Genomic DNA, 21,013 nt, shown 5'->3' with positions numbered 1-21,013 from the left:
GGTTCCTGCCAGAAGGAATAGGACGGGTGCGGTTGTCATCCTTGGCTTCTTCTCTCTGAAAGCCATCTACGACATCGAGTCACTCACTCACTCACTTCGATGTTTACAATAAAATTGGTGTGCATAATGAAGAAATGTGCATTGACGTCTTCGACGGCGAAATGGAACCGTCGGTTCACGCGTGGAATGGTGGCGACTGGTTCGTCGGCATGACGCGGACCGAGCAGGCAGAATTTGTCGCGCTGTTTCGTAACTTGCCGATTGCACTTGAGCTTGAAACGTCTTCTGGCACGGTTGGCATCGTGCATGCGGAATGTCCAGTCGCCGACTGGAACGACTTACCGATCGCATTCGAGCATGAAAACGCGGACGCCTACATTGCCGCGTGCCTGTGGTCACGCAGCCGCTACGATAGCAAGTGCGTGCGGCCGGTGGAAAACGTGCGCGCGGTCGTGGTTGGTCATTACTCGCTCGACAGGTGGACGACATTGGGGAATCACCTTTACATCGACACTGGTGCTGTCTATGACGGACGGTTCACTGTCCTTGACGCGGAAACCTTGCGCCCTGCCCGTTCGAAAGCCTGGGTGTACTGACGGCGCGTCGAAGGCCTAACCAAGTCAATAATTTTGAGGCAGAAGTTAAAATTCTCACTATACCCACACCCGCACTGCTGCTCTAACCAGCGCTTGCTCAATTGCCGTTCAAATTGCATCGCGCTCGGTTCTGCCTTCTGTAAGAACCTCGTGACGTGCTGCCCCTTCATGGGCGGAAAAGCAGGCTGGTTCGCCGCGTTTCGTTATTGCTGTTTTGGTACAAATGCGATCTGCAGACCGAGCGCGTTGACGACTTTTAGGACAGTATCTACCTCGGGATTCCCATGATCGGATAACGATTTGTACAGGCTCTCGCGCCCGACGCCGATCTCGCGGGCGATTTTAGTCATGCCCTTCGCGCGGGCAACCTGACCGAGACCGGCAATAAATGCTTGCGGATCGCCTTGTCCCGCCAGCCGTTCGAGATAAGCCGCAACGTCCTGATGACTTTCAAGCCGCACTTCCGGCGACGGAGCGCTTTCCTTATTCGCTTTGCTCATTGGCACCATCCTCCTCCAACGTGTCAAAGTCCTCTCCGACCTGTCCTGCGTAAATTGAATACAGCAGTTCGGAGAATTCGTGGTGCTCAAGCGTTCCTTCGGCCACATCAACCATCATGTCTTCGAGTTTCTCGTCACGGTCAATGTCGATGCCTTGGATCGACAGATAGGCCAAGGCCGTAACCAGTGCGGTACGCTTGTTTGCATCCACAAAAACATGTCCACGCCCGATAGCGACGGCATACATGGCTGCGATATCGAACACGTCCTCCATGCCTTCGTACACCACCTTATTGGTCACGCGCCCCAGCGCGCCTTCCAGTCTGTCGGGGCCATAGTCCCCCGACAGACCTTCCTCGGTCGAAAGGATCAGATCGTGAATCTCGATGACCTTTTCAGCGAGGATTAATGACTCGATCATCGCTTGGCGAGCGCCTTGATCACATCAGCATGCGTGACGAGCACGCGTCGCACCGCACTACGGATCACTCGCGATCCTTCTTTATTTGCGAGCGACACCTGGATGGCGCGTTGCACCGTCTTTTTCGGCACGACTTTGACGCCGTAGGTTTTTTTGGGCTTTTCCATAGTCATCTCCGAATACTTACGCTATGCGTTAATTGTATTCCAAAGGATACATGGACACAACCAAGATACTCAAGCCCGCTTGTTATCATTCATCGCAAATCCTGCTGTTATTTATGGGAATCCTTTGATGCTTTCGAAAAAGAGATTTGCAATCAAGCATTTACAATGAGATTTGAACGATGGGGATTGCCGAATTTCATAGCGCCATCCGCGTGTGCGTTCTCCTATTTTTGCCGACCGAGCCGCCTCATGGCGGCTAACGATTGCGGCAGAGCCGCCTGCGGTTAGTACGGATCGGCCAGCGGTTCGGATCATTGGTCCTTCGTGACACGGCAAGCTGCTCTCGTCCTGAGCGTCTAACCCATTTTCACGCTACGCTCACAATGAAGAAGGTCATCTCGCTTGATCGGCGACGCCAGTGTCGCTAAGCGTTATTCGATTTGCGTGAATTATCGGCACCGCGTGGCGAGTACTCGGTCTAGTCCGTCTTCATTGACGCGCCAAAACGCGGCAGGCTTGAATCACGCTACTGGAACGACGAACTAAGACGCTTCCGCGACATATAGGTTGGGAAACCGCCCCGCCCATGTTATGGAACAGTCCCATGCGATGCTTGGGAGTGACGAGCGTGCTTCCATACCATGTACTTGGACAAACGTGGTTACCTCACTTACACCATCGCAGTCGGCGCCACACCACAAGGACACGATCGTGCATGTGTTGTTTGACAGCCACCAAGCTCGCGACCAGTCAGGTCGACTCTGACCTTCGTTCGATGCCGGCTCTAGCTGCGACTGCTCTTCTGTTCCGTACGACCGGTCGAACTCATGTAATGGGGAAGGGAACGCCTTACAACAAAACCTGATGCAATCACTTCAGTAGCTGAGGCCGTGCGGCAAGATTCGCGCTTTGGGAAATCGCTTGAAAGGTCATTACGTGATCCGGTTGTGGTTCACCGCTTTCCTTGGCACCGCCCTGCTCTACTCGACTATCTGTTTAATCTCTACATCGGCGCGACTAATGCGCCGCGATAATTCGACGCATGTAGGTCTACTCATGACAATCAGCAACATAATCACAAGGGCCGCCGATGCTAAGTCAACGAAATTGGAGGGTCTAAGTGCTTGATCAGTATCTTTTTAGCAGGAGAGCGAGGAATGCGAGGACAATGAACTGTTCGCTGGTATGCAGTTTTCGCTCACAGTTTTTCCATAGACGGCGGCACTTTTCAAGCCACGCGAATGACCTCTCGACCACCCAGCGCTGCGGGATGACGGCAAACGTGTGCAGCTCATTGCGCTTGGCCACTTGTACCTTCGCACCAAGCGTCTGGTAAGTCAGATTTTCGAATCGCTCGCCGGTATAGCCTCCATCGACCAGCACTTGCTTGACCTGGGCCAGTCTATCGTCATGGGCGGCAAACATGAGCAGCGCACCATTGCGATCATTGACTTCAGCTGTGGTGACCATAATGGCATGGGGCAGGCCTTGCGTATCCACGGCAATATGCCGCTTGATGCCGGAGACCTTCTTGCCAGCGTCATAGCCCTTGTGCCGGGCCGTATCGGTATTCTTGACGCTTTGCGCGTCCACGATGCAAAAGCTCGTCAAGGGCTGCCGCCCATTTCTCTTGCGCTCTTGCTCCACCGATTTTTTTTAAGCACTGATCGAGCAGGCTCATGTGGCTGTTATCGGCAATACGCGTCCAGGCATCGAAGTAGTAACGCACCGTGCTCACTGGTGGAAAGTCCGATGGCAAAGCCCGCCAAGTCGCCGCATTCTTGAGCAGGTAAAGGATCGCGCAAAAGATGTCGTACAAGTCAACCTTGCGTGGATTGGTACGCTTGCGGTTCCAACAAGGGACGAACCTGGTCAAACTGTTCACGACTGATATCGCTTGGATAATGCTTTCTGCTCATTTCGGTCCAACGTCACCACAAACCCGATTTGGACAGAAAAATATCGATCACGTTCTAAAGGATGCGCTACAAAAGGTCAGGATAAAGACGGGAAGCAGGCGCAAAAATCGTTCGATACCAATGCTGCGATGCGAACTGACACGGCGCTCCCAAGCAGAATCCGAATTACCGCCATCGTCTCTAGTAGCTTTGTGGCAGACGCATTCGCTCATTGTGCCGGCGTCGATTACGACCTGCTGCGAGAAACACCGAGCATCCTGGTCGAACTTCAAAACATCTATGTGCCTTTGTCGACGGCGCCGAAGAGATAATGGAGCACGCTAGGCGAATGCAAGCCGATGCGGCGACCACCCAATGTTTTACCAGACTCATCGGCAAGGAGAGGCCATGAAGCGCCGCTCGTTGAGCGGATATCAACAGCGCTGTCCTGTCGCTACGGCGGGGGTGCATTAAATCAAAGGTGCGGGAGACCATGGCTGATGAAGTTAACCGCGCCATTGATTACGCTCGGATGGCCGTATCGAAGACGCTTACTCACATCAGAGCGCGTAGGTAACTACCCCGATGGCATTCTGCTGCTCTTGTGTAAAAAGGTGGGAGCTACGAACGTATTCTGCGTTCCTGACTTCAGCCAGGACGATGATGGGTGCAAGAAGCCAAGCAATGCAGTGATCAGAAATATTAGACTCTAATATTTTAGAAGTTTGATTATTAGACTCTAATAACGGCGCCCATTTCATACTGATAAAAGTTATGTCTTACCGCCCCGTGGAACAATTGAAATCTTTTTCGATTACTTACTGACCGAAATAAGTCATTGTAAATATTCAGCTTTTTTAGCTTTTTTTCAGAGTCTCAGCAATTGTTTCACGCTACTCTGATCACTCCGACACGCGAACACGCGAACACGCGGGGTAATCTCGCGGAAAAATTGCGTTTGCAGCTAAGCTGTTGATTTATAGGAGCTTGGCCAGAACGTGCATGCGTTCAATACCGCATACAAACATCACGCACTTGGATTTTGCCCCGGTTTTCGTTCTTAACCTATTGATTTCAAAACGTTCTTTCCCGATCGGAAATGAACTTGTTGTAACCGACGGTGCAACATTAAATGCTATCACCGTGATAATTTTTCAACGGGATGCCGTTATTAGACTCTAATATCTTAACCGCAGGTGATATTAGGGTCTAATAACCTTCTGAGTAAGGATCCCATGCGCTAGTAGAAACAAATATTAGACTCTAATATTTACCGGCGGGCTTCCTGCGTTACGGTTGTCATCGAGGCCTGCCATTGTTTTTATGTGCCTGTCAGCGCTCGATACCCAATTTGATCAATCGCACTTGCTGGTCAATCAATACCTGCATCGCAGCCACGCAAAAATGCCTGATCGGCATGACATTCGAAAAGCGTCCGAAGTTATGGCGCCCGGTGACTTGTACCAAATCATGTTAGAGGCAGTCGGCCTACTCTATCCTGCCACCGCGCTCAGCGATGATTACTTTGCCATAAACGACCCTAAGATACTTCGCTTGGACAACGCGCAGCGCGTTGCCGGCCGCCTTGGCTGCATCCTTAGCATACTTGCGTAAAAGCTCTGGGTTAAGGCGCCAGCCCTGTCCACCACGTGGACCGGAACCTGGTTCGAGGATCAGGTCGGCGCAGACCCGGTCCCGCATCGTCCGTGCCTACTCACGGTCTCGCCAACGGAATGACGAGGTGCCGTAGTTATGCCATACATCGCGGACGGTAAAGCGGCCATCTTTGAAGGCGTCCCAGAAAATCAGTTCGTGATTGGTCACCGCCATGAGTTGAAATTAACTGGTGAAGGGGAGGGCGGCGAGGTATGTTTCCATCCCGATCGCTTGACTTGCCGGCGGGACCCGACGATCTTCAACTAACCGGTAGCAACGTGCATGGTGCTGCTTTGCCGCAGCCTCAACCAATCGTTCGGCCTCTTCCAAACCCGAAATGGTGGGCAAACGTGTTCCTCCCCGCCGGCTCGTCAAGCTTCGCCAAGTATGCAACACGACCACATCACCCAGCAAATCGGTGTAGACCTTGACCGCGTAAAAGCGGTGGTCTGACTCCCTTTGGACCAAGCGTAGCATTAATGTCTCCTCGTGCGGTTATCACACACCCTTCGCCGCATTCGCCGCTTTCATGGCCGCCACCTGAGCTATCAGTTCAGCGACGTAAGGACGGCCCCTAAGCTTTTCCGCGGGGACTTCGGTCGGTATTGTTTTCACTCTCGGTGAGGGCTTCGCGCCGCGCAGGGCCAGACAATCGGCCGGCCTTGCAACCTTGCTGGCAGTAAGCTGCTTAGCAACTTCTGTAAGCTCATAATCCGGGTCGACCTCGCTTGGCCGAACCGGGGCAGGGGCGGCATCTGATGCTCTGATTTCGGTCAGCTTGCCGGCCTCAAGGTCAGCGTACAACCTTCTGCGATCCTCTAAGACAACAGCTTTCGTATCAAGCCCGATGTGCTTGACGATGTCGCCAAGCATCATGCTGCTGAACTCGATAACGAACATGGTGCCGTCTGGTTCGACTCCTGAGAACTTGCGCCCTTTGTAGCGCTGCTCCAGCTCCCGAACGTTTTGGATCGCTTTCTGTTCGACCTTACGCACGACGGCTTTGCTGAGCTTCCTCCTGAAATCCATGGATTTGCCCGTTTTTGCAAAGTATTTTTTCGCGCCTTCAAGCGTCGTAATCATGTACCCGAAGAACTGCTTGCCTCGGTAGGTTTCGTTATGGATGGCAAACTCGCGAGCATAGGCAAACGCGTCAAAGAGATTCACGTCGGCCCTACTGTAGATCCCCCTAAGCGTAAGGACCATCTTTGGCTCGACATTGAACACCGTTACCATATCGGCTAGCTCAGAAATCTTTGCGACGGCCTCCTCTGGGGTGTCGTTGTAGCCTTGCTCTTGAGAAAGTTTTCTGAGATCTTTTAGAATAAAAGTACGGTCTGTATACACCAAGTAGCGAGCTTGCTCCATGGTGGCCTCCGCGGCGGTCAAGGGCGCGCGACTAGGCGTTTCAGAAGCATAGTTTTCCTGATGATGTTCAGACTCTGCAGAGGTTTCCGTGGGTGCTGGAGGCGTGGCGGTGCGCGGGTGTGACGCAAGATGCGCAGTCAACGCAGCGTCGCCTTTTTCCGTCATGTCCTGCTCCAGCTCCGCCTGCAATTCAGCATGCAGGTTGGACGGCGGGATGCCTACAGATTCATCCTCAACCATCCGCGCGTACTCCCGGGCTTGCTCAACGACGATCTGCCCTGCGTGAGTCATGTCATCCATCTGAGCCAGGCGAGCCTTTTTTTTCTGACCGGAGTAGGGCAGGCCGACGAGCTCGCAGGTCTCTTTGCTTAACTTGGCGTAGTAATGGGAGAACTGCCCTCGGTTCTTGCGACGCTCCAGAAAACTGAAAACGCCGTTCGCTAACGCATCTTGCCGCACGCGATTGATCGTCCAGCGACTCACGTCCAACGTTGTTGCAATTCTATCAACTCCAAACCAGAGTTCCTTCGTCGCGTCGTTCTTGTCAGCACGGCTTATCATTTCCGCAAGAAAACGCTTGTAAATTTCCGGTGCGAACGTCAGCTCCGCGCAAACAAAAACGCGGTGAATCGCCCGGAAAATATTGGGCGGCAGATGCCAGTATGCGTCCAGCAAGGACCGTAGCGTCTGCTCATTGTAAGTTTTAGGCACAGCTTCCCCCGATGCGCGCGATTTTTAAGTCGCGAACTTCTTGACAGGGGTGCGTGAGGGAAGTAGAGTGAGAAGTGTCGAAGTTCTCTGGACTCTGCCTCTCTCAAGGCACCAGACAAGTTGTAGGTAGTACCCCACCTAAACACGCAGCGGCCCCACTTTGGCGAGTGGGGCCTTTGCGTTTCTAGGCGGTCTAAAATGTTATGGGTCCATAATATTAGAGCCTAATAATGTTGGAAAAATCGGGGCTATTAGAGTCTAATAATCCCGAAATCACATTAAGAATCACTAGTAAGCTGTTGATTCTTTGGGTTTTCTTCCTTTTCCCGTACCGCTTTTTGCAAAGCGTCACGGATAATCCGTTCGACTTCTTCCACATCCAACCGTTTGTCTTCGCACTTCACCAGGATCGTGCGATCTTTGGGTTTGGCATGCGTCGAAAAAACGGCAGCTCCCGCGTCGCTGATAACAAGTCTTGGCGTTGAGCTTGTCGTGACAGCGGGCCCGGCAGGCGGGGGGGTAATCAAAAATTCTACCGAGCTACGTAACTGTTGTTGCAATAATTTGCCGTCAACAATGTCGCTTACAACGGTGAGTAAGGCTTTTTCTCCAAGCTCACCCGGATATTTCTTCAACAGCTCCCGCGCTACCTTAGCGGTCCCGCTGCTAAAACGCTTTGGATTGCGCGCAATTACGGCTTGAATCGATGCCGGCAGTTCCAGCATGTTTAAGCACAGAGACACGGTCGCCTGGCTGACGCCCAAAATTGCGATCATCTGCATTTGCTTCAGGCCGGCGGCGGCGAGCTTTTGTAAAGCAAGGGCGCGCTCGTAATCTGTCAGGTTGACACGGTTCTCGTTCTCCGTGATCGTGTCGAGCAAGGCATCATGCGCGTCTCGAATATGTACGTACGCGGGGATGGTTTTCTTGCCCGTTTTCTTGCTCGCCTCAATTGCAGCGGCAAAGCGACGATGGCCGGCGAGAATTTCGAAACGACCCGATTCAAGGATCCGAACCGAGATTGGAAAGCGAACGCCGGTCATGGCAATACTCTCCGTCAACGCCTTCAATTCCTCGTCATCCGAGTAGACGCGCGGCTGGTTCGGACTCACGTCAATCATATCCAGCTGCAACTCGACGGCCTGCGTGCCTTGCGGCGGTGCTGGCTCGTTCGCTGCGGCCGAGGGTGATTGCACAATAGCTGCAGCGGCGGGCGCGGGAGGCACAACGACATCCTCCGGCGCCGGCGAGACCGCTTGTACCGCCTGTTGAATCAGGCTTGGAGTAGCATTCTCCGGTGGTTTGACCGTGCCGGAATTGATCATCCCGGAGAACTTGAATCCTGGCTTTGTCATGCTGCGATCCTCATTCCAAGAACTGCTTCCGCTTGGTGCCCGGCGAGGCGTATGTCAAACACCTTGACCAGCTCGCGGGCCAGATCAAGAACGTCACGGCTGCCAGGGGCACCAAGATCATTCTCAAACAACGGCCCGCAGTGCTCTGGATCGTCCTTGTTTTCCTTGAGAAAGCCGACATGCTGGCGAACGATTACGTCGCTGAGCATGCCTTGGCATTTGCTCGCAATCGTGCTCAGCAATTCCACGTGGGGTTTCTTTGTCTGGTCAAAGCGGTTGACCACAACGTGAGTGCCGAGCGGGCCGATCGCCCGATTCGGGAAGTTGTAGTTGATCTCCGCGATCGAGCTCGCCAGCACATCAAGAGCAGCTACTGGCTTGGGTTCGGGCGTGACGACCGAAAGCAGCTTTTTCGATGCCATCATGAAACTTGTGGTGAGAAACGAGGCGCCGGGTGCCGAGTCAATGATGATTACGTCATATTGACTAAAAAACTCGGTTTCCGCGTCCAGTAACCGCTGAAATGCATATTCCCGCGACATTGCATTGAGCAACCAGTTCTCGTTTTCCATGGTAATGTCGGCGGCAACGAGATCCAGCATGCCATCGGGGTAAATCGGAATGATGGCATTCTGAATGCCTGACGGGCCTTTGCCGACCCGGCTCATCACTTCCGAGATATGCGTGATCTTCTGGGTGGTCCAGTCCACGCCGAACACATCAGTGGCTGACGATTGCGGGTCGCCGTCGATAAACAGGCAGCGATACCCCAAGTGGGCGAGACAGACCGCAAGGTTTGTAGCTAAGGTGGTCTTGCCGACGCCGCCCTTGGACATCCTGACGTTAATGACCGGAGGCATACCCGGATAGGCAACAGCGCCCGCCAGAGAGAGCAAGTACAGCCGGATCAGACGAATTTCAGCCGGAGTGTAATCACGGTGCTGATACGGCTTCTCCGGGGTTTTGTCACCGCCAAGAACCTTGTTGCAGCGGTCGCGGAAAACCTTGGGAGTGCCATCGAACCCCGTCAGCGCTATCGCGTGACGGGGTTTTATTTTCGGAACCTTTCTGGCGGTACTCATTGCTTCTCCCAAGTGGTGAACTTCTATATAACAGTGTACCAACCTTTAGAACTTTTTGAGCACCGTCGGTAGAAAAAAGTGCCGTTTCATTTAAATTTTCCTAGGATTCTTTATCTTCCGGTCCGTGATGCGAATGACGTTTTCTTGGGTATCGCCGCCGGTTTTCCGTTAATTCCTTGAAAAGCAGGCTTGTATCCCCATTATTTCGATATCAAAATATCAACCTATCGCGTTTTACACGTCCTAGAGTCTTGCGGTAAGTGAGCACCCAAATGCCAAGTCGTCCTAGCAGCCGCCGTGCTTGGCGAACGGCCCAAACAATGAATGCATAACTCCTCCGCAGGAATTCCGCCAACGCAGCAGCACCCATCGAGCCGGTGGTCACGATCGCGGCGATGATTGCGTCTCGCGTTGGGGGTGTTGCGTAATATCAACATGATCATATCCGTTGAGATTACTTCTCTGACACTTATGATCATACCCAACCGGAACGCTGTGCTGACAGTATTTGCCCACCGGATCGCAGATTAGAATGCACTTTGCGAATTTGTACAGAATCTCAGTTCCATCCGCGAACACTTTACCCAAGCCTTTTTGCACCACTGCAGGGGTCGATAGCGAGGGACGGTCGTAGCAACCGTCGCGGTCTGTTATGTTTCCTTAGCCTGTTTTTCCTGCTGCCCGGCGTCGGGCTGGGGAAAGTCGTCAATGTCCGGTTGGCCTATTTCTGGCAGATTTTCCCCCCAGCGCGTTGAGCAGACCATCGAGCATCCTGGCAAGATCGGCTGTCATCAATGCGAGATCAGTATCGAGCCGCCTACCGTCATTGGCGACGGCATGGCAGGATTCACGCAGTACGTCCTACGCTGCACTGCGCAGAGTCTTACGCGCGCCGATATGGTTTCGCTGGCGAAATTCTGGAAATCATGATGCGATTCACTATTGGCAAGCGCAACGGCGTATGACACGGGGAGAGCGCTAATCGACGGGGAGAGCAGAAAGCGCGGGACCGCTGCGCTGGCTTAGGTCAACTGCAGGGCATGCGGCCCGCCGGATGATTAATGAAATTTTAGTGCCGGGCTGCTGCAGCGCATACATACGTAGGCAGGCGATACGGTTAATGAGCTAACCGCCCGAATGGATGGAGGCCGCAAGTGTTGAGTTGTTGGCGGAAGCTTTACCGAGGGTGGCAATGACACTTGTTCCTGAAATCCAGAAATCGTTGACGCTCGTCTAATCCACGACCGACGCTGAAACATGCGAAGCGCTTGAAATCGACACTTGAGATTTCAGCACTCTCGTCAGCTATGTGAATCAGCGCGCAACATCTCGTAAGTCGCGGGGACTTAGGCGAGGCTTGGTTTCTCCGCAATCAATTGCCACGCTGGGCATGAAGAACCAATGGTGACAAGAGCGCAGTGCACGGCGATTAAAAACGAACTAACGGTACAGCGTTAGCATTGTGGTCGATGCCACGTCCGAGGGAGTAATTGACACGGCAGACGCCTTTGAAAGCATGACATGGCTAAAGATATTGCAAGGAAATATCCCAATTGGCGTTCACGACCATACGTCCGTCGTGGTAGCCAATAACTGTTTGATACCGCTACGCTTTCCGTTGAGAGTATTAGCAGGCGCGACGGGCCGCCGGCCAGATTGGTTCGGTTCATCGGCTCGACCCTCGCTTTGATCGCGTCCATGACATGCTCGCAGCGGTTTTGACATGAAAGCGCTTGTATTTTGACCGAAGGGCCTTGAACGTTGCCATCAAGACACATAAGCACGATCAAAATATGGGCTACGCCGTTAAGTTTCGGCAGGGTTGCGCCATGCGTTTCCGGGGATGCATGGTCCATGCCGCCATGAGTCGCTTCATTGTTTCCGGCCGGACAAGCAGATACGGCAGTTCGTCGGCGCGAGGGTAGAGCGGCCCCTTCTCGGATCCCCAACCAATTTCGAAAAGGCGCAGATCCGCGCCATCACGGTGAGTCGAGTTTAGCCGTAGTTCCGATTCACCCCTCAAGTTGTGGATCTCGACCGACTCCGCCGGCACATGCCACAGCGCCGCCAGCATTTGTTTCATGCGTCGCGCCGCGTCATCCCGGTCCAGTGCGTCGATATACGCCATTGTTTCGTTCGGGCTGTGATCGTCCAAGCGCGCCACGGTAGAGTAGACTGTTGCCCGGAAAAGGGTCGGGACGCGGTCGCCCTTTTCTTGAAGCGGGTAAGTAATCGTCGTGCTCTCGGTCATTGCGGTCTCCATTGGGATGCCCGGCCGCGCCGGCGCGGTTTCTTTACTTGTCTTCGGACTTCGACTTGCAAATACTGGAACGCAACTGGTCCGCCTCGTAGGACATACGCTGGCGCTCCGCCCGTTGCGTGGCGAGCAGAACTTCGATTTCCGCCAATTCCGCTGGGTCCGTTACCTCGTATTTGAAAACCACCATATACGGCTCATGGCGAACCGGCGTATAGTCAGCCACAGTTTTCATCCAGCCGCGCGCCGCAGGGTACTTTGGGCGCGGGATAACATCGAAATCGGCCCGATTCTTCACGTCGATGCGAACGCTGGTGCTGCTCGCATAGATCACGGCGGGATGTTCGGGGCCATACAATGCATGCAGATCGTCCAAACGCTGCTGTCTTTCGGCGTCGGTCCACTCCGCGAAGGGTTTGTTTTCGGTTTCCATTCGTCTCTCTTTAGCCTAGCTGCGCTGACTCGATTAAAAAGCTCCCAAAGGTGGGTGTATTGCATGATCGCCTGAGTCCCATTGCTGCCACGTCCTGCGAGCGTGCAGCAGGGCGCCAGCTGCGGTTTGTGCCAGGCCGCATACCTCACGCAATGCGCGTATGTCATCTGGCGGTTAGTATGCTGCAGGCCTAGGCTGTGGGTTTTGTGGAGGCATTCTGTTGTTCCGTTTGCCTTGCTCGCATTGATACTTGGCGAAAATACGCTGCCTGGCGTGGCCAGTATCCTGTCCTATCCAAAATCTCCGCGACGTCGCCGAACGTGATTGTGCTGTTGCGATGATCAATGCCGGGCAGGCTGACTAGGACTACGGCAATGTCACCGACGGCTACGGCGGCGCCAGTCGTGCCAACAGCGCCGCTTTGAAGCTGGACGAATGTTCTCATTCTTGTGTGCTCCATGCCTTTGTCCCTGAGGCGCAGTTATGGTCTATCCATTTTTGGAAATACGTGCACCAAGCGTATGCCGCAATGCCACACGTATGCGCTCACATAATATGTGTAATCGTTATCAAAAAAATGTGGATCGGAACGAACCGCGTTTAACAGAGATTGTGTGAGCGCATGCGATATCGGCGCCATGCAATGGCTTTACTCCCGTATTGAAAAGCGACCTGGTGAAGTGACGCATACCGCAAACCGGTACGATGGAGTCATGAAAAAGACAACAACCAAACTACACCACGCAGGGGCGAGCGGGAATTGGGTTCGCATTGACCAGCTGCTTGCTGAGAACCTGGCGCTGTTTGATGCTTGCGTTGAGTGAGGTCTACATGGAGAGATAGCGGCGGACTACGGCTACCTTACCACTACCGAACCTTCAATCAACGGCCGATTGCGCCAGCTCGCAGAGCCGAGGGCGGATCATGAAAAACCCATCGACTCGCGAGATGATGACCGAGCTAGCGCAGCGCCGCCAGGCAGAGCGCTTCGGATCGAACTTCTTGGCGCGTAACGGAAAGCCCTTAGCAGCCGCCGAGAATGGCCATAAGAGCTACGGTGTGAGACACGGGCGCTGCCTAGAACAAGCCGTATCAGTGCGGCGGAGTTGGCGGCTGCTGATCTTTGAAGGCGTCTTGGACGATCGTTCGGAAGGTACTTGCGCTCATCTGATGTGCACGTGCAGAGGGAAGTTGTTTTGTCGGCCAGACCTCCGCTGAGGACACCAGCCGTATTATTTCCTCCGGCTCGATATTGTTCCCGACGATAACGTAGACGATTTCGCCAGGCTCGGACACGCGGACGCTATCAGGAACACCAAGCGTCGGCGCAACATGCATGGATCACTCTGTTATGGTTGCTGTTGGACGGCCGGTCCAGTTTCAGCGCCATTGCCGGAATATGAAAATGGTGCAGGATCGCTTGGATATCATGCAGCTTGTCCAAGTTCAGGCGAAACGGATAATGGCCTATGCATTCCCCAAACATATAACGAAGTTTCGCCCGCATTCCGCCCTGGCTCATTGCGCTCCGCATGTGCTTTCCTTTCTGGGTATCAATGTATTTGTTTTATCCTAAGTCGCTATAAAGGCAAGGTCCGTACCGCGCGGCGTGGAATCCGCACCAACCGGCGCGGTAATCACGCCACCTGTTACTAACGCATTCAAGAGCCGCTAAGGCCTTTCGCATTCGTGCGCGAGCGGTTCGTCGGCCATAGCGCGCCTGGCTGCGATCGGTAAGCCCAGCACCACCAATACGCCACCTGGCTCGCCAGCATGGTTGTTGCAAGACTTTTAGCGCCCTGTGCTTCTACTGCAGTGGTAACTTATTTCCTACGGCACAAGAAAAGACATTCCTGAGGCACGACGAGTTTGTAAACGTTGACTAGCGTCAACCTTTACAAACTGGTGCCTAAGAGGGGCGGCGGCCCCTCTTAGAAACTCCCGCCCGTGCTGACGCACGTTCCTTTATGTATGCGATGGAGGCATCGATGAGCCAACTGCTTACAGCGCCGCCGACGGACGGCGACATAGACGACGTATCCCCCGTGGTCGCGTGCCGGCTGCCAAAGCCGCTGCACGATCAGGTAAAGGCCGCATGCAAGGCGGGCGGCATGTCGGCGTCGCGCTTCATCCGCGAGACGCTTCAAGCGGCGTTCGACAATGACAAGGTCGTCATCAAGCCGGTGCCACCTGTGCCGGCGAAGATGAAAGAGCTCACCAGGGACATGTATAGGCTGTTTGCTTCCGTGGCCAACAACACGAATCAGCTAGCCAAACGGGTCCACTACGACCATTTGAACGACCGCTGCTCCGATAAAACCTATGCGGCCGTGGCCGAACAGCTCGCCATTCTGAATCGCGTCATGGTGTCGAGGTTGCCCCCGTGATCGTTCGCCAGGGCGGTGGCGACGATGGGATCATCGAGTATCTCGAGCACGGCAAAAAAGCGGGGCGGCCGTACACCAGGGATGAGCTCGATGAGCGCGTGCCGCTGGCTGGCGACATTGAAGCGACGCGCAAACTCATCAAGAGCATTGAACACAATGGGGAAACGTATATGCATCTGACCCTCTCGTTCAGTGAAAAAGACACTCCCAAACAGACCATGAAAGAGATCGTGGACCGGTACGTTGCGGACTTGATGGCCGCTTACCGGCCTGACGAATATCTGTTTTATGCCGAAGCGCACTACGCGAAAATCAAGAGCTATGTACACGAGACAACAGGCGAACATGTCGACCGGCTGGACCATATTCACTTGGTCATCCCGAATGTCAACCTTCTGTCTGGCAAGGCCCTAAACCCGATGGGGCGCGTGATGCAAAACACAATTTGGCTCGATGCGCTGCAGGAGTCGATCAACCGGGATTACAAGTTGGTGTCGCCGAAAGACCGGCCGCGCAGCGACTCTACAACCAAGGCGGATATCATCGGGCGCGATCACGTCACGGAGTTTAAAAAAGGATCTTTCAAGCAGGTCAAGGAGGTGCTGGAGGCGGCCGTCATCGAGCGCCAGATAGTCGATCAAAGGGGGTTGATTGCGCTCGCGAAAGAGTACGGCGAGGTCCGCGTGCGCAACCAGGGCAAAGGGCCGGAGAGGGAATACATTGCCATCCGTCCGCCGGGCTTCGACACGTGGGTGAATTTGTCCAGTGGCGTATTCCGGGACTGTATGGGCGCCACGCCAAAGTTCGACCGCAAGCCCGCCGGTCAGGTCGGCGTCGGCAAGCGCACGAATGATGAGCTTGATGACCTGGTGGAGGATTGGGTGTTGCGCCGCTCGCGCGAGGTCAAGCTGCTCAATAGCGGGCGCAAGGAAGAATATGCGGAATACAAAGCCGCGGACAGCGAACTGAAACTGGTGCTATTAGGGCAGTTGGAACAGGAGTTTTATCGGAAATACGACAAAGGGGAGAACTATGGACAAGCCGACACAAGAGCAGGGCGGCGCAAGCCCACCGACCCAGACGCCGGAACCCACGCATGCGCCGATGCAACCGCCCGAGCTGCCGCTGACAAGTCGCACCTTGCGAAATTTGCCTGCGGAGAGGCGACCCCAGGTATTCGCACTATGCCAAGCCTGCACGCACGCGGTGTGGACCGCCACGCCGGAGGGGGTGAAGGCGTTCTGCAAGGACCTTCTGGTAGTGACGTGGGACGACCGGGACGCGCCGATTCCGATGGAGCAGTGCGATTCGCACCACCTGCCGGGCGAACCGGACGAGTAGTCAACGAACGCACCGGCAGGGCGGCGGACAATTACGCCGAGCAGCTGATACGTGATCACCTCGATGCGCGCGCCAGTGCCGAGGAAGGCCAGCGCGCATTAATGAACGAAATCAAGCGCCGTCTGGACCCGAATTTCTTTCTTGCGCAGCTGGCGCAGGACTATGGCGTGCGGCCAGAGGATTACATCATCACGGACGGTTCGCATTTCAAAGACGGCATGCCGCGGATCCGGCATCGGAACTCGACACAGAACACGAATGTGGCCGATCTGCTTACGCGCCATATGAGGCAATCCTGGCCTGAGGCTTCGCGCTATCTTCAAGGCGTCTACACGCTGCAAAACCTGCAAAAGCGGGCCCCGATCACGCCACCGCCGCCTAACCCGACGATGTGGCGCCGTTACCAGCAAGCGCGCCGCACCCAGCGCGCCGACCAGCGACCAACTGAGCGTGCGGCGATACGCGCCGCCACGGACGCGTTACGCGCATTGCGCCGGCGGCATAAAGCGGAGATGGAGCGTCTACGCCGGCAAAGACTGAATTACACGGATTTCAAGGCGCAGCGCTCGATCCTGAAAATGCAGGCGACCAGAGAGGAAAAGCGGCTGCAGGCGGAAATTCGTGCGGCACGCGAGCGCTTGGCCGGGCTTGACCGGACCGATCCGGCGCTGGCCGTGTATCGCGGGTTCCTCATGGAGCGCGCGCAGGCCGGCGACCTGGAAGCGCTACTCGAGCTGCGGCGCCAGCGTATTGAGCAAGAGAGCAGGAGCAAGCTGCGCGTGAATGCCATTGTGATCATCGGAGTCAGCACTACTGTTGCGCTCATCGATCCGACGGAGAACCTGAAGTATCAGGTGCGGCGCAACGGCGACGTTTCCTATTTCGACGCTTTCAACCGGGAGATTTTGCGCGATTGCGCCGATGCGATCTGGGTCATGGAGCAGTCCGACGACACCATCGAGCTGGCGCTGCTGTTGGCCCAAAAACGGTTCGGAAACGGGCATTTCGATCCGCTAGGCGACGATGCGTTCAATGAATGTGTGGTGAGAGTAGCCGCCGAGCGCGGCATGGCGGTGAAGTTCGCCAGCAAGGAATTCAACGACCGGTATGAAAAACTCCGGGCGGAATTGAACCCGCGCCAGCAACGCACGCCGAGCTACAAGTTTCTTGAGCCTACACCGTCAATCAATGCGGGGGAAAAAGTTAAGCCGAAGTAGCCATGTGGGGCGAATTCCACGCCGGCCGGCGCGGTAGCAGCGCCAGTTGGCGCGATGCGCGCGTTACAATCTACGTTCGGCCAGCCATCGAAGAATTATTTTCGCTTGCGCAACGATGAGAGCGTGGTGACGCGGCTCGAGGTCCAGGCCAGGATACAAGAGAAGCTTAACAACCATTTCGGCTTGATGCTCGAACACAAGACATCGGTACTCAGCTGCTTTTTCGGGATCACGTGCGGGGATCAAGGCTGGCTCAGTCATGGCGCGCCAGCGGACTGCGATGCTGAGTGCATCGAGCACATACGACCGAGCCGTTTCTGGATCGGCGCCTCCCTCGGAGAGCACTCCGGTCCAGTCGCGAATACTCTCCATAACCGCATCAGGCGGACTGTTTTTTGATGCCGCAGACATAGATTGACCCCCTGTTGCATGCAACACCGCGCGTTTTTCGTTGCAGTGAACTTGTGGCCATCCGACATGGGAAATCACATATCGGGGGAAATTCTCCAGCAAATCAAGGGTTTATTGATAGGCCTGTTTTGGTTTTTCGTCTGAGTGATTCACTACAACGAAAAACGTAAACGTGCGGTATCAGCGCCGCTGCGTCGGCACAATGTGAACGTGTGGCATATGAGTGCCGTCGTCGTGGTGCACCACGTAGAAGGCGGGCGGATTCACTTTGAACAACCGGGCCAAGCGCGTGATCGTCTCATCGACTTTGCTTGGCTCGCAAATCGCATGTTGGGGCTGCTGGGGTTCTTTGCGCATAGGGCGCTCCGGCGTGTGGATGACACATTGACGATAGCACTACGGCCGCCGGAAGGGGCTACGATGCAGCTGAAAAAGATGATCCAGTTTTGGGTCATCATTGCGCCAGGGCCTAGGAAAAGCAGGACGGCCGGTAGGCATGCGAGGCTCAAGAATGGCGGTGTTGGTGAAGGCGATTTCCATATACTGCAGCGCGCAGCCGGCAGAGCATCGCCGGTAGATGGCTGGGCCTGTATCGCAGATCAGGCTTGGCTCGGATTCGCGCACCGTCCTTCCGCGACCGGCATGGCAGAGAATGTGCAGCGCGTACCCGCGCGGCGTGCAGCACCAGAACGTCAAGACCTCACCTGCGGGCGTGCAGGCCAGCAGCTAAGTCGGCGACGTCGAAGCCGGTCCAGTGCGCAAGCGTCGCATCGGCCAGTTCAATTGCATGATCATGGCGACCCCGGATTTCGACTCGTCCGAAGAGATGGCTGATATGTTTGAAGGTAGGGGTTAATGGCAGGAAGGTTACTGCTCGACACGCACACCTTTATCTGGGCCATCAAGAACGTTTTGCCATCCAATCTAGTAGATAACGATTCTAGGATCGATGTGACGGCAGCGGCGGCAGCCCAGCAAGTGGAGGCGAACGGCTTCAAGCTGCTTCCCATCGCACTGGATCACCCTCTGAACCTGAAGATGCTGCCGATCCCGAGAAAGGGCGTTTACCATTGCGACCCGTTAGACCGCATGCGGATCGTGCAGTCGGTAGTTGAGGATCTGGAACTGGTCACTTGCGACGAGGACATCGCCGCGTACACGAAGCATCTGCTAAACTCCGACTGCGCAAGTACAACAGAAAGAAGCAGAAGCGCTCTGCCCCAGCTTCCACACCGACGATACAGTGATGCCTGACTACCCTGCCGACGAAGCCGCGAACAAATTGGGCGAACTGATCGACGCCGCACTGGCGGGCGAGCATATCGTGATCATCACCGCCGATGGGCGCCGCGTGCGGCTGATGCCGATGCGCCCCAGGCGTGTCTTTGGCAGCATGAAGGGCCGTGTCAAGGTCGCGCCCAACTTCGATGCCGACGACAATGATTTCGAGCGGCTTTTCTACGGCGACGACCCACCAAAAAAGCCGTAGCTTTCCACGGGTTAGCAAACCCGTGAAGGTTGCGCCGACGCGCGAGAAGCCCCGCAGTGCGTCGATCTCTGTGCTCCCCTTGTCTGCATAGCAGCCCGCGTGCGTTCGCGCTATTTCCCGCTGGCCGTGGCAGCGGCGTATATCACACGAGATAATCTCAATTATCGAAGGTAATGTTTCAACCAAGGTTTTTTAGGTGTTTTGGGCCCTCCCTCAGGTGTAGATTCCTACGCATTTACGCCGTAATAGCGTAGGTTTCTACACTCCAGCCCAAATGGCACCGTTAATCAACCCACCCGTCCAATACAGCTTCAATTGCCGGCTCGCAGCGGTCGTCCGACGCCGCGCATACGCATGATGCCGCAAAGCGAATACTGTCAGTATTTCTCATCTTGACCGGCGGAGGCCAGCCCTTTACCCACGGACATGGCTGGGTGGCCCAACCCGCGATCCACCAGTCGGAACGACCCTTGTCGACGAGCGTTTGGATCACGTCGTGCGGCAGGCCGGACAGGATCGTGCGCTTCCACCGCGACCAAAGTACCGCTTGAAAATGCCGCGCTTCACAAGCATAGGCGCGGCGCCTGGTTCGCATCTTCACGGGACTTTCCATTCGATTCGGTCAGCTATTACCCGCCTTAGCTGCAGCCTTAGCCTGCTGGGTCAGATACGCGATAGCCTCATCAGTGCTCGTCGTGCCTTTTATCACCGACTCTCGTATAGCGTAAAACTCCGCGTCGTAAGGGGCACCATCGCTCAACCGCATAATCCCATCCATGACGCGAAACGCTTCACGCCTTTCTGCCTGCTCCGGCGTATCGTCCGAATACCAATCATCGGCCATCGTCAGCCCCTCCGCAAACCGTCATAGACCCACCGCCGAGCCTCATTCCCCATATCCCAAATGTCGATAGCGTCATCGACATACATCTCCGCTAGCATCGCGACATAGTCAGGCAACTCAAAACCGCGCACATCGTCCCGAGTGGAACCAAGGCTTGACGCCACATCGCGCAATCGAATTTCCCGCTCACCCTTGTCCACTCTACGAACCCCTGTCACTCAACAGCATCATTCCTCCGACGGTAAATTATCGCCGGCAACGGAAGCGGTTCATCCGGCTCAAGGAATGTTGGCCATGACGCTATCGAAGCGCGGAATTCCGCAAGCGAAATTTTCCCTTCCACATACTCAGCCGCGATCGCCATTTGATACGGCGCCAGCATGACATTCGCAAATTCCGGCGCCCATAACACGCTAAACCAAGCATTGCCTAGCGCGTCGCGTCGTTCGAAAAAGTCAGCGTCCGGCGACACATCAGCTAACGCCGCAATCATCGCGTCCGAAACGTTACGTGTCGTCATATCGATCCCAGCCAGGCATGCGCGACGACAGGCCGACACGCTCTAGCTCGTCGTGTAAGTCATGGAACTCGCCTTTGGTGATGACTCCCGACAGTGCGAAAGCAATCACCTTTCCTTGAAGATAGCCTAGAGCATGATCGGAGGGACGTGACGCCACCGCCTTTGCCACAGATTCTCGCAAGTCGGCAAGCACCATTTCGCGCAGGCGGGTATCAACGGGAGACACATGAGGCTCTACAGCGGCTTGCGAATCAATGTAGGGGATAGCCACAATGATTAAACCATCCTTTTGCGTCGTTGGCGGTGATGCAGTTGATCGCTTCCTTTAACGCTGCATCGAGCGCCTCCCGAGTCCGTGCC

General features: G+C 55.1%; 22 protein-coding genes and 1 pseudogene. 7 read left to right on the top strand and 16 right to left on the bottom strand.

Annotated elements, in window-relative coordinates:
- Nucleotides 1-119 precede the first annotated feature (119 nt).
- Nucleotides 120-596 (top strand): metallophosphoesterase family protein, encoded by a 477-nt coding sequence (locus IGW03_RS34110; protein WP_194726870.1) that lies wholly within the window; start codon nucleotides 120-122, stop codon nucleotides 594-596.
- A 203-nt stretch (nucleotides 597-799) separates the two neighbouring features.
- Here the strand turns inward: IGW03_RS34110 and IGW03_RS34105 are convergent, their stop codons facing one another.
- The 4 genes and pseudogenes from IGW03_RS34105 to IGW03_RS34090 form a co-directional block, all read right to left on the bottom strand.
- Nucleotides 800-1,096 (bottom strand): addiction module antidote protein, encoded by a 297-nt coding sequence (locus tag IGW03_RS34105; RefSeq protein WP_151638221.1) that lies wholly within the window; start codon nucleotides 1,094-1,096, stop codon nucleotides 800-802.
- On the bottom strand, nucleotides 1,080-1,517 hold the full coding sequence (locus IGW03_RS34100; RefSeq protein ID WP_194726869.1) for a type II toxin-antitoxin system death-on-curing family toxin: 438 nt from the start codon (nucleotides 1,515-1,517) through the stop codon (nucleotides 1,080-1,082). The genes IGW03_RS34105 and IGW03_RS34100 overlap by 17 nt, the downstream gene beginning before the upstream one ends.
- Nucleotides 1,514-1,684: a hypothetical protein gene (locus IGW03_RS34095; protein WP_192805215.1), complete on the bottom strand. Its 171-nt coding sequence runs from the start codon at nucleotides 1,682-1,684 to the stop codon at nucleotides 1,514-1,516. The genes IGW03_RS34100 and IGW03_RS34095 overlap by 4 nt, the downstream gene beginning before the upstream one ends.
- A gap of 1,128 nt (nucleotides 1,685-2,812) precedes the next feature.
- Nucleotides 2,813-3,603 (bottom strand): annotated as a pseudogene (locus IGW03_RS34090) (IS5 family transposase).
- Between IGW03_RS34090 and IGW03_RS34085 the strand changes: the two are divergent.
- Together IGW03_RS34085 and IGW03_RS34080 are read left to right on the top strand one after the other, a co-directional pair.
- Nucleotides 3,582-3,914, top strand: a complete 333-nt coding sequence (locus IGW03_RS34085) for a hypothetical protein (RefSeq protein WP_194726871.1) — start codon at nucleotides 3,582-3,584, stop codon at nucleotides 3,912-3,914. The pseudogene IGW03_RS34090 and the gene IGW03_RS34085 overlap by 22 nt on opposite strands.
- A 1,420-nt stretch (nucleotides 3,915-5,334) precedes the next feature.
- On the top strand, nucleotides 5,335-5,505 hold the full coding sequence (locus IGW03_RS34080) for a hypothetical protein (RefSeq protein WP_194726868.1): 171 nt from the start codon (nucleotides 5,335-5,337) through the stop codon (nucleotides 5,503-5,505).
- Nucleotides 5,506-5,736: 231 nt separating this feature from the next.
- Here the strand turns inward: IGW03_RS34080 and IGW03_RS34075 are convergent, their stop codons facing one another.
- The 6 genes from IGW03_RS34075 to IGW03_RS34050 all read right to left on the bottom strand — a co-directional run bounded on the left by IGW03_RS34075 (nucleotide 5,737) and on the right by IGW03_RS34050 (nucleotide 13,978).
- On the bottom strand, nucleotides 5,737-7,281 hold the full coding sequence (locus IGW03_RS34075; RefSeq protein WP_194726867.1) for a hypothetical protein: 1,545 nt from the start codon (nucleotides 7,279-7,281) through the stop codon (nucleotides 5,737-5,739).
- A 314-nt stretch (nucleotides 7,282-7,595) separates the two neighbouring features.
- Nucleotides 7,596-8,672 (bottom strand): ParB/RepB/Spo0J family partition protein, encoded by a 1,077-nt coding sequence (locus IGW03_RS34070; protein ID WP_151638224.1) that lies wholly within the window; start codon nucleotides 8,670-8,672, stop codon nucleotides 7,596-7,598.
- Nucleotides 8,669-9,754 (bottom strand): ParA family protein, encoded by a 1,086-nt coding sequence (locus tag IGW03_RS34065; protein WP_151638225.1) that lies wholly within the window; start codon nucleotides 9,752-9,754, stop codon nucleotides 8,669-8,671. The genes IGW03_RS34070 and IGW03_RS34065 overlap by 4 nt, the downstream gene beginning before the upstream one ends.
- Nucleotides 9,755-11,552: 1,798 nt before the next feature.
- A complete protein-coding gene (locus IGW03_RS34060; RefSeq protein ID WP_194726866.1) occupies nucleotides 11,553-12,005 on the bottom strand; it encodes a hypothetical protein in 453 nt (150 codons plus the stop codon).
- Nucleotides 12,006-12,048: 43 nt separating this feature from the next.
- Nucleotides 12,049-12,444, bottom strand: a complete 396-nt coding sequence (locus IGW03_RS34055; protein WP_151639285.1) for a hypothetical protein — start codon at nucleotides 12,442-12,444, stop codon at nucleotides 12,049-12,051.
- A 1,306-nt stretch (nucleotides 12,445-13,750) separates the two neighbouring features.
- The gene (locus IGW03_RS34050) at nucleotides 13,751-13,978 is read right to left on the bottom strand and encodes a hypothetical protein (protein WP_151639284.1); all 228 of its coding nucleotides are present in this window, start codon (nucleotides 13,976-13,978) and stop codon (nucleotides 13,751-13,753) included.
- A 454-nt stretch (nucleotides 13,979-14,432) separates the two neighbouring features.
- Here IGW03_RS34050 and IGW03_RS34045 point away from each other — a divergent pair, with 454 nt between their 5' ends.
- Together IGW03_RS34045 and IGW03_RS38975 are read left to right on the top strand one after the other, a co-directional pair.
- Complete coding sequence (locus IGW03_RS34045) at nucleotides 14,433-14,831, top strand: hypothetical protein (RefSeq protein WP_151639283.1); 399 nt, start codon at nucleotides 14,433-14,435, stop codon at nucleotides 14,829-14,831.
- Nucleotides 14,828-17,389: an LPD7 domain-containing protein gene (locus tag IGW03_RS38975; protein WP_151639282.1), complete on the top strand. Its 2,562-nt coding sequence runs from the start codon at nucleotides 14,828-14,830 to the stop codon at nucleotides 17,387-17,389. Before IGW03_RS34045 ends, IGW03_RS38975 begins: the two co-directional genes overlap by 4 nt.
- Nucleotides 17,390-17,452: 63 nt before the next feature.
- Here IGW03_RS38975 and IGW03_RS34035 read toward each other — a convergent pair whose 3' ends face one another.
- Nucleotides 17,453-17,878 carry a hypothetical protein gene (locus tag IGW03_RS34035; protein ID WP_151639281.1) on the bottom strand — a complete coding sequence of 142 codons (426 nt, stop codon included), beginning with the start codon at nucleotides 17,876-17,878 and terminating at the stop codon, nucleotides 17,453-17,455.
- 102 nt (nucleotides 17,879-17,980) lie between these two features.
- Nucleotides 17,981-18,157: a hypothetical protein gene (locus IGW03_RS34030; protein ID WP_192805318.1), complete on the bottom strand. Its 177-nt coding sequence runs from the start codon at nucleotides 18,155-18,157 to the stop codon at nucleotides 17,981-17,983.
- Nucleotides 18,158-18,655: 498 nt separating this feature from the next.
- Between IGW03_RS34030 and IGW03_RS34025 the strand changes: the two genes are divergently transcribed.
- A complete protein-coding gene (locus IGW03_RS34025) occupies nucleotides 18,656-19,054 on the top strand; it encodes a PIN domain-containing protein (protein ID WP_151639280.1) in 399 nt (132 codons plus the stop codon).
- On the top strand, nucleotides 19,047-19,289 hold the full coding sequence (locus IGW03_RS34020) for a type II toxin-antitoxin system Phd/YefM family antitoxin (RefSeq protein WP_151639279.1): 243 nt from the start codon (nucleotides 19,047-19,049) through the stop codon (nucleotides 19,287-19,289). Before IGW03_RS34025 ends, IGW03_RS34020 begins: the two co-directional genes overlap by 8 nt.
- Before the next feature lie 283 nt (nucleotides 19,290-19,572).
- On the opposite strand, the gene IGW03_RS34015 is transcribed toward IGW03_RS34020, so the two are convergent.
- The 4 genes from IGW03_RS34015 to IGW03_RS34000 form a co-directional block, all read right to left on the bottom strand.
- Entirely contained in the window at nucleotides 19,573-19,890 is a 318-nt protein-coding gene (locus IGW03_RS34015) for a hypothetical protein (RefSeq protein ID WP_194726865.1), read from the bottom strand.
- A 21-nt stretch (nucleotides 19,891-19,911) separates the two neighbouring features.
- The gene (locus IGW03_RS34010) at nucleotides 19,912-20,133 is read right to left on the bottom strand and encodes a hypothetical protein (RefSeq protein WP_151639277.1); all 222 of its coding nucleotides are present in this window, start codon (nucleotides 20,131-20,133) and stop codon (nucleotides 19,912-19,914) included.
- 214 nt (nucleotides 20,134-20,347) lie between these two features.
- Nucleotides 20,348-20,653 (bottom strand): hypothetical protein, encoded by a 306-nt coding sequence (locus tag IGW03_RS34005; protein WP_151639276.1) that lies wholly within the window; start codon nucleotides 20,651-20,653, stop codon nucleotides 20,348-20,350.
- A complete protein-coding gene (locus tag IGW03_RS34000; RefSeq protein ID WP_194726864.1) occupies nucleotides 20,640-20,924 on the bottom strand; it encodes a hypothetical protein in 285 nt (94 codons plus the stop codon). The genes IGW03_RS34005 and IGW03_RS34000 overlap by 14 nt, the downstream gene beginning before the upstream one ends.
- Nucleotides 20,925-21,013 lie beyond the last annotated feature (89 nt).

Origin of the sequence: Noviherbaspirillum malthae (genome assembly GCF_015352985.1) — a bacterium.
Lineage (GTDB): Bacteria > Pseudomonadota > Gammaproteobacteria > Burkholderiales > Burkholderiaceae_D > Noviherbaspirillum > Noviherbaspirillum malthae.
This window is presented reverse-complemented; position numbering and strand designations above follow the sequence as displayed.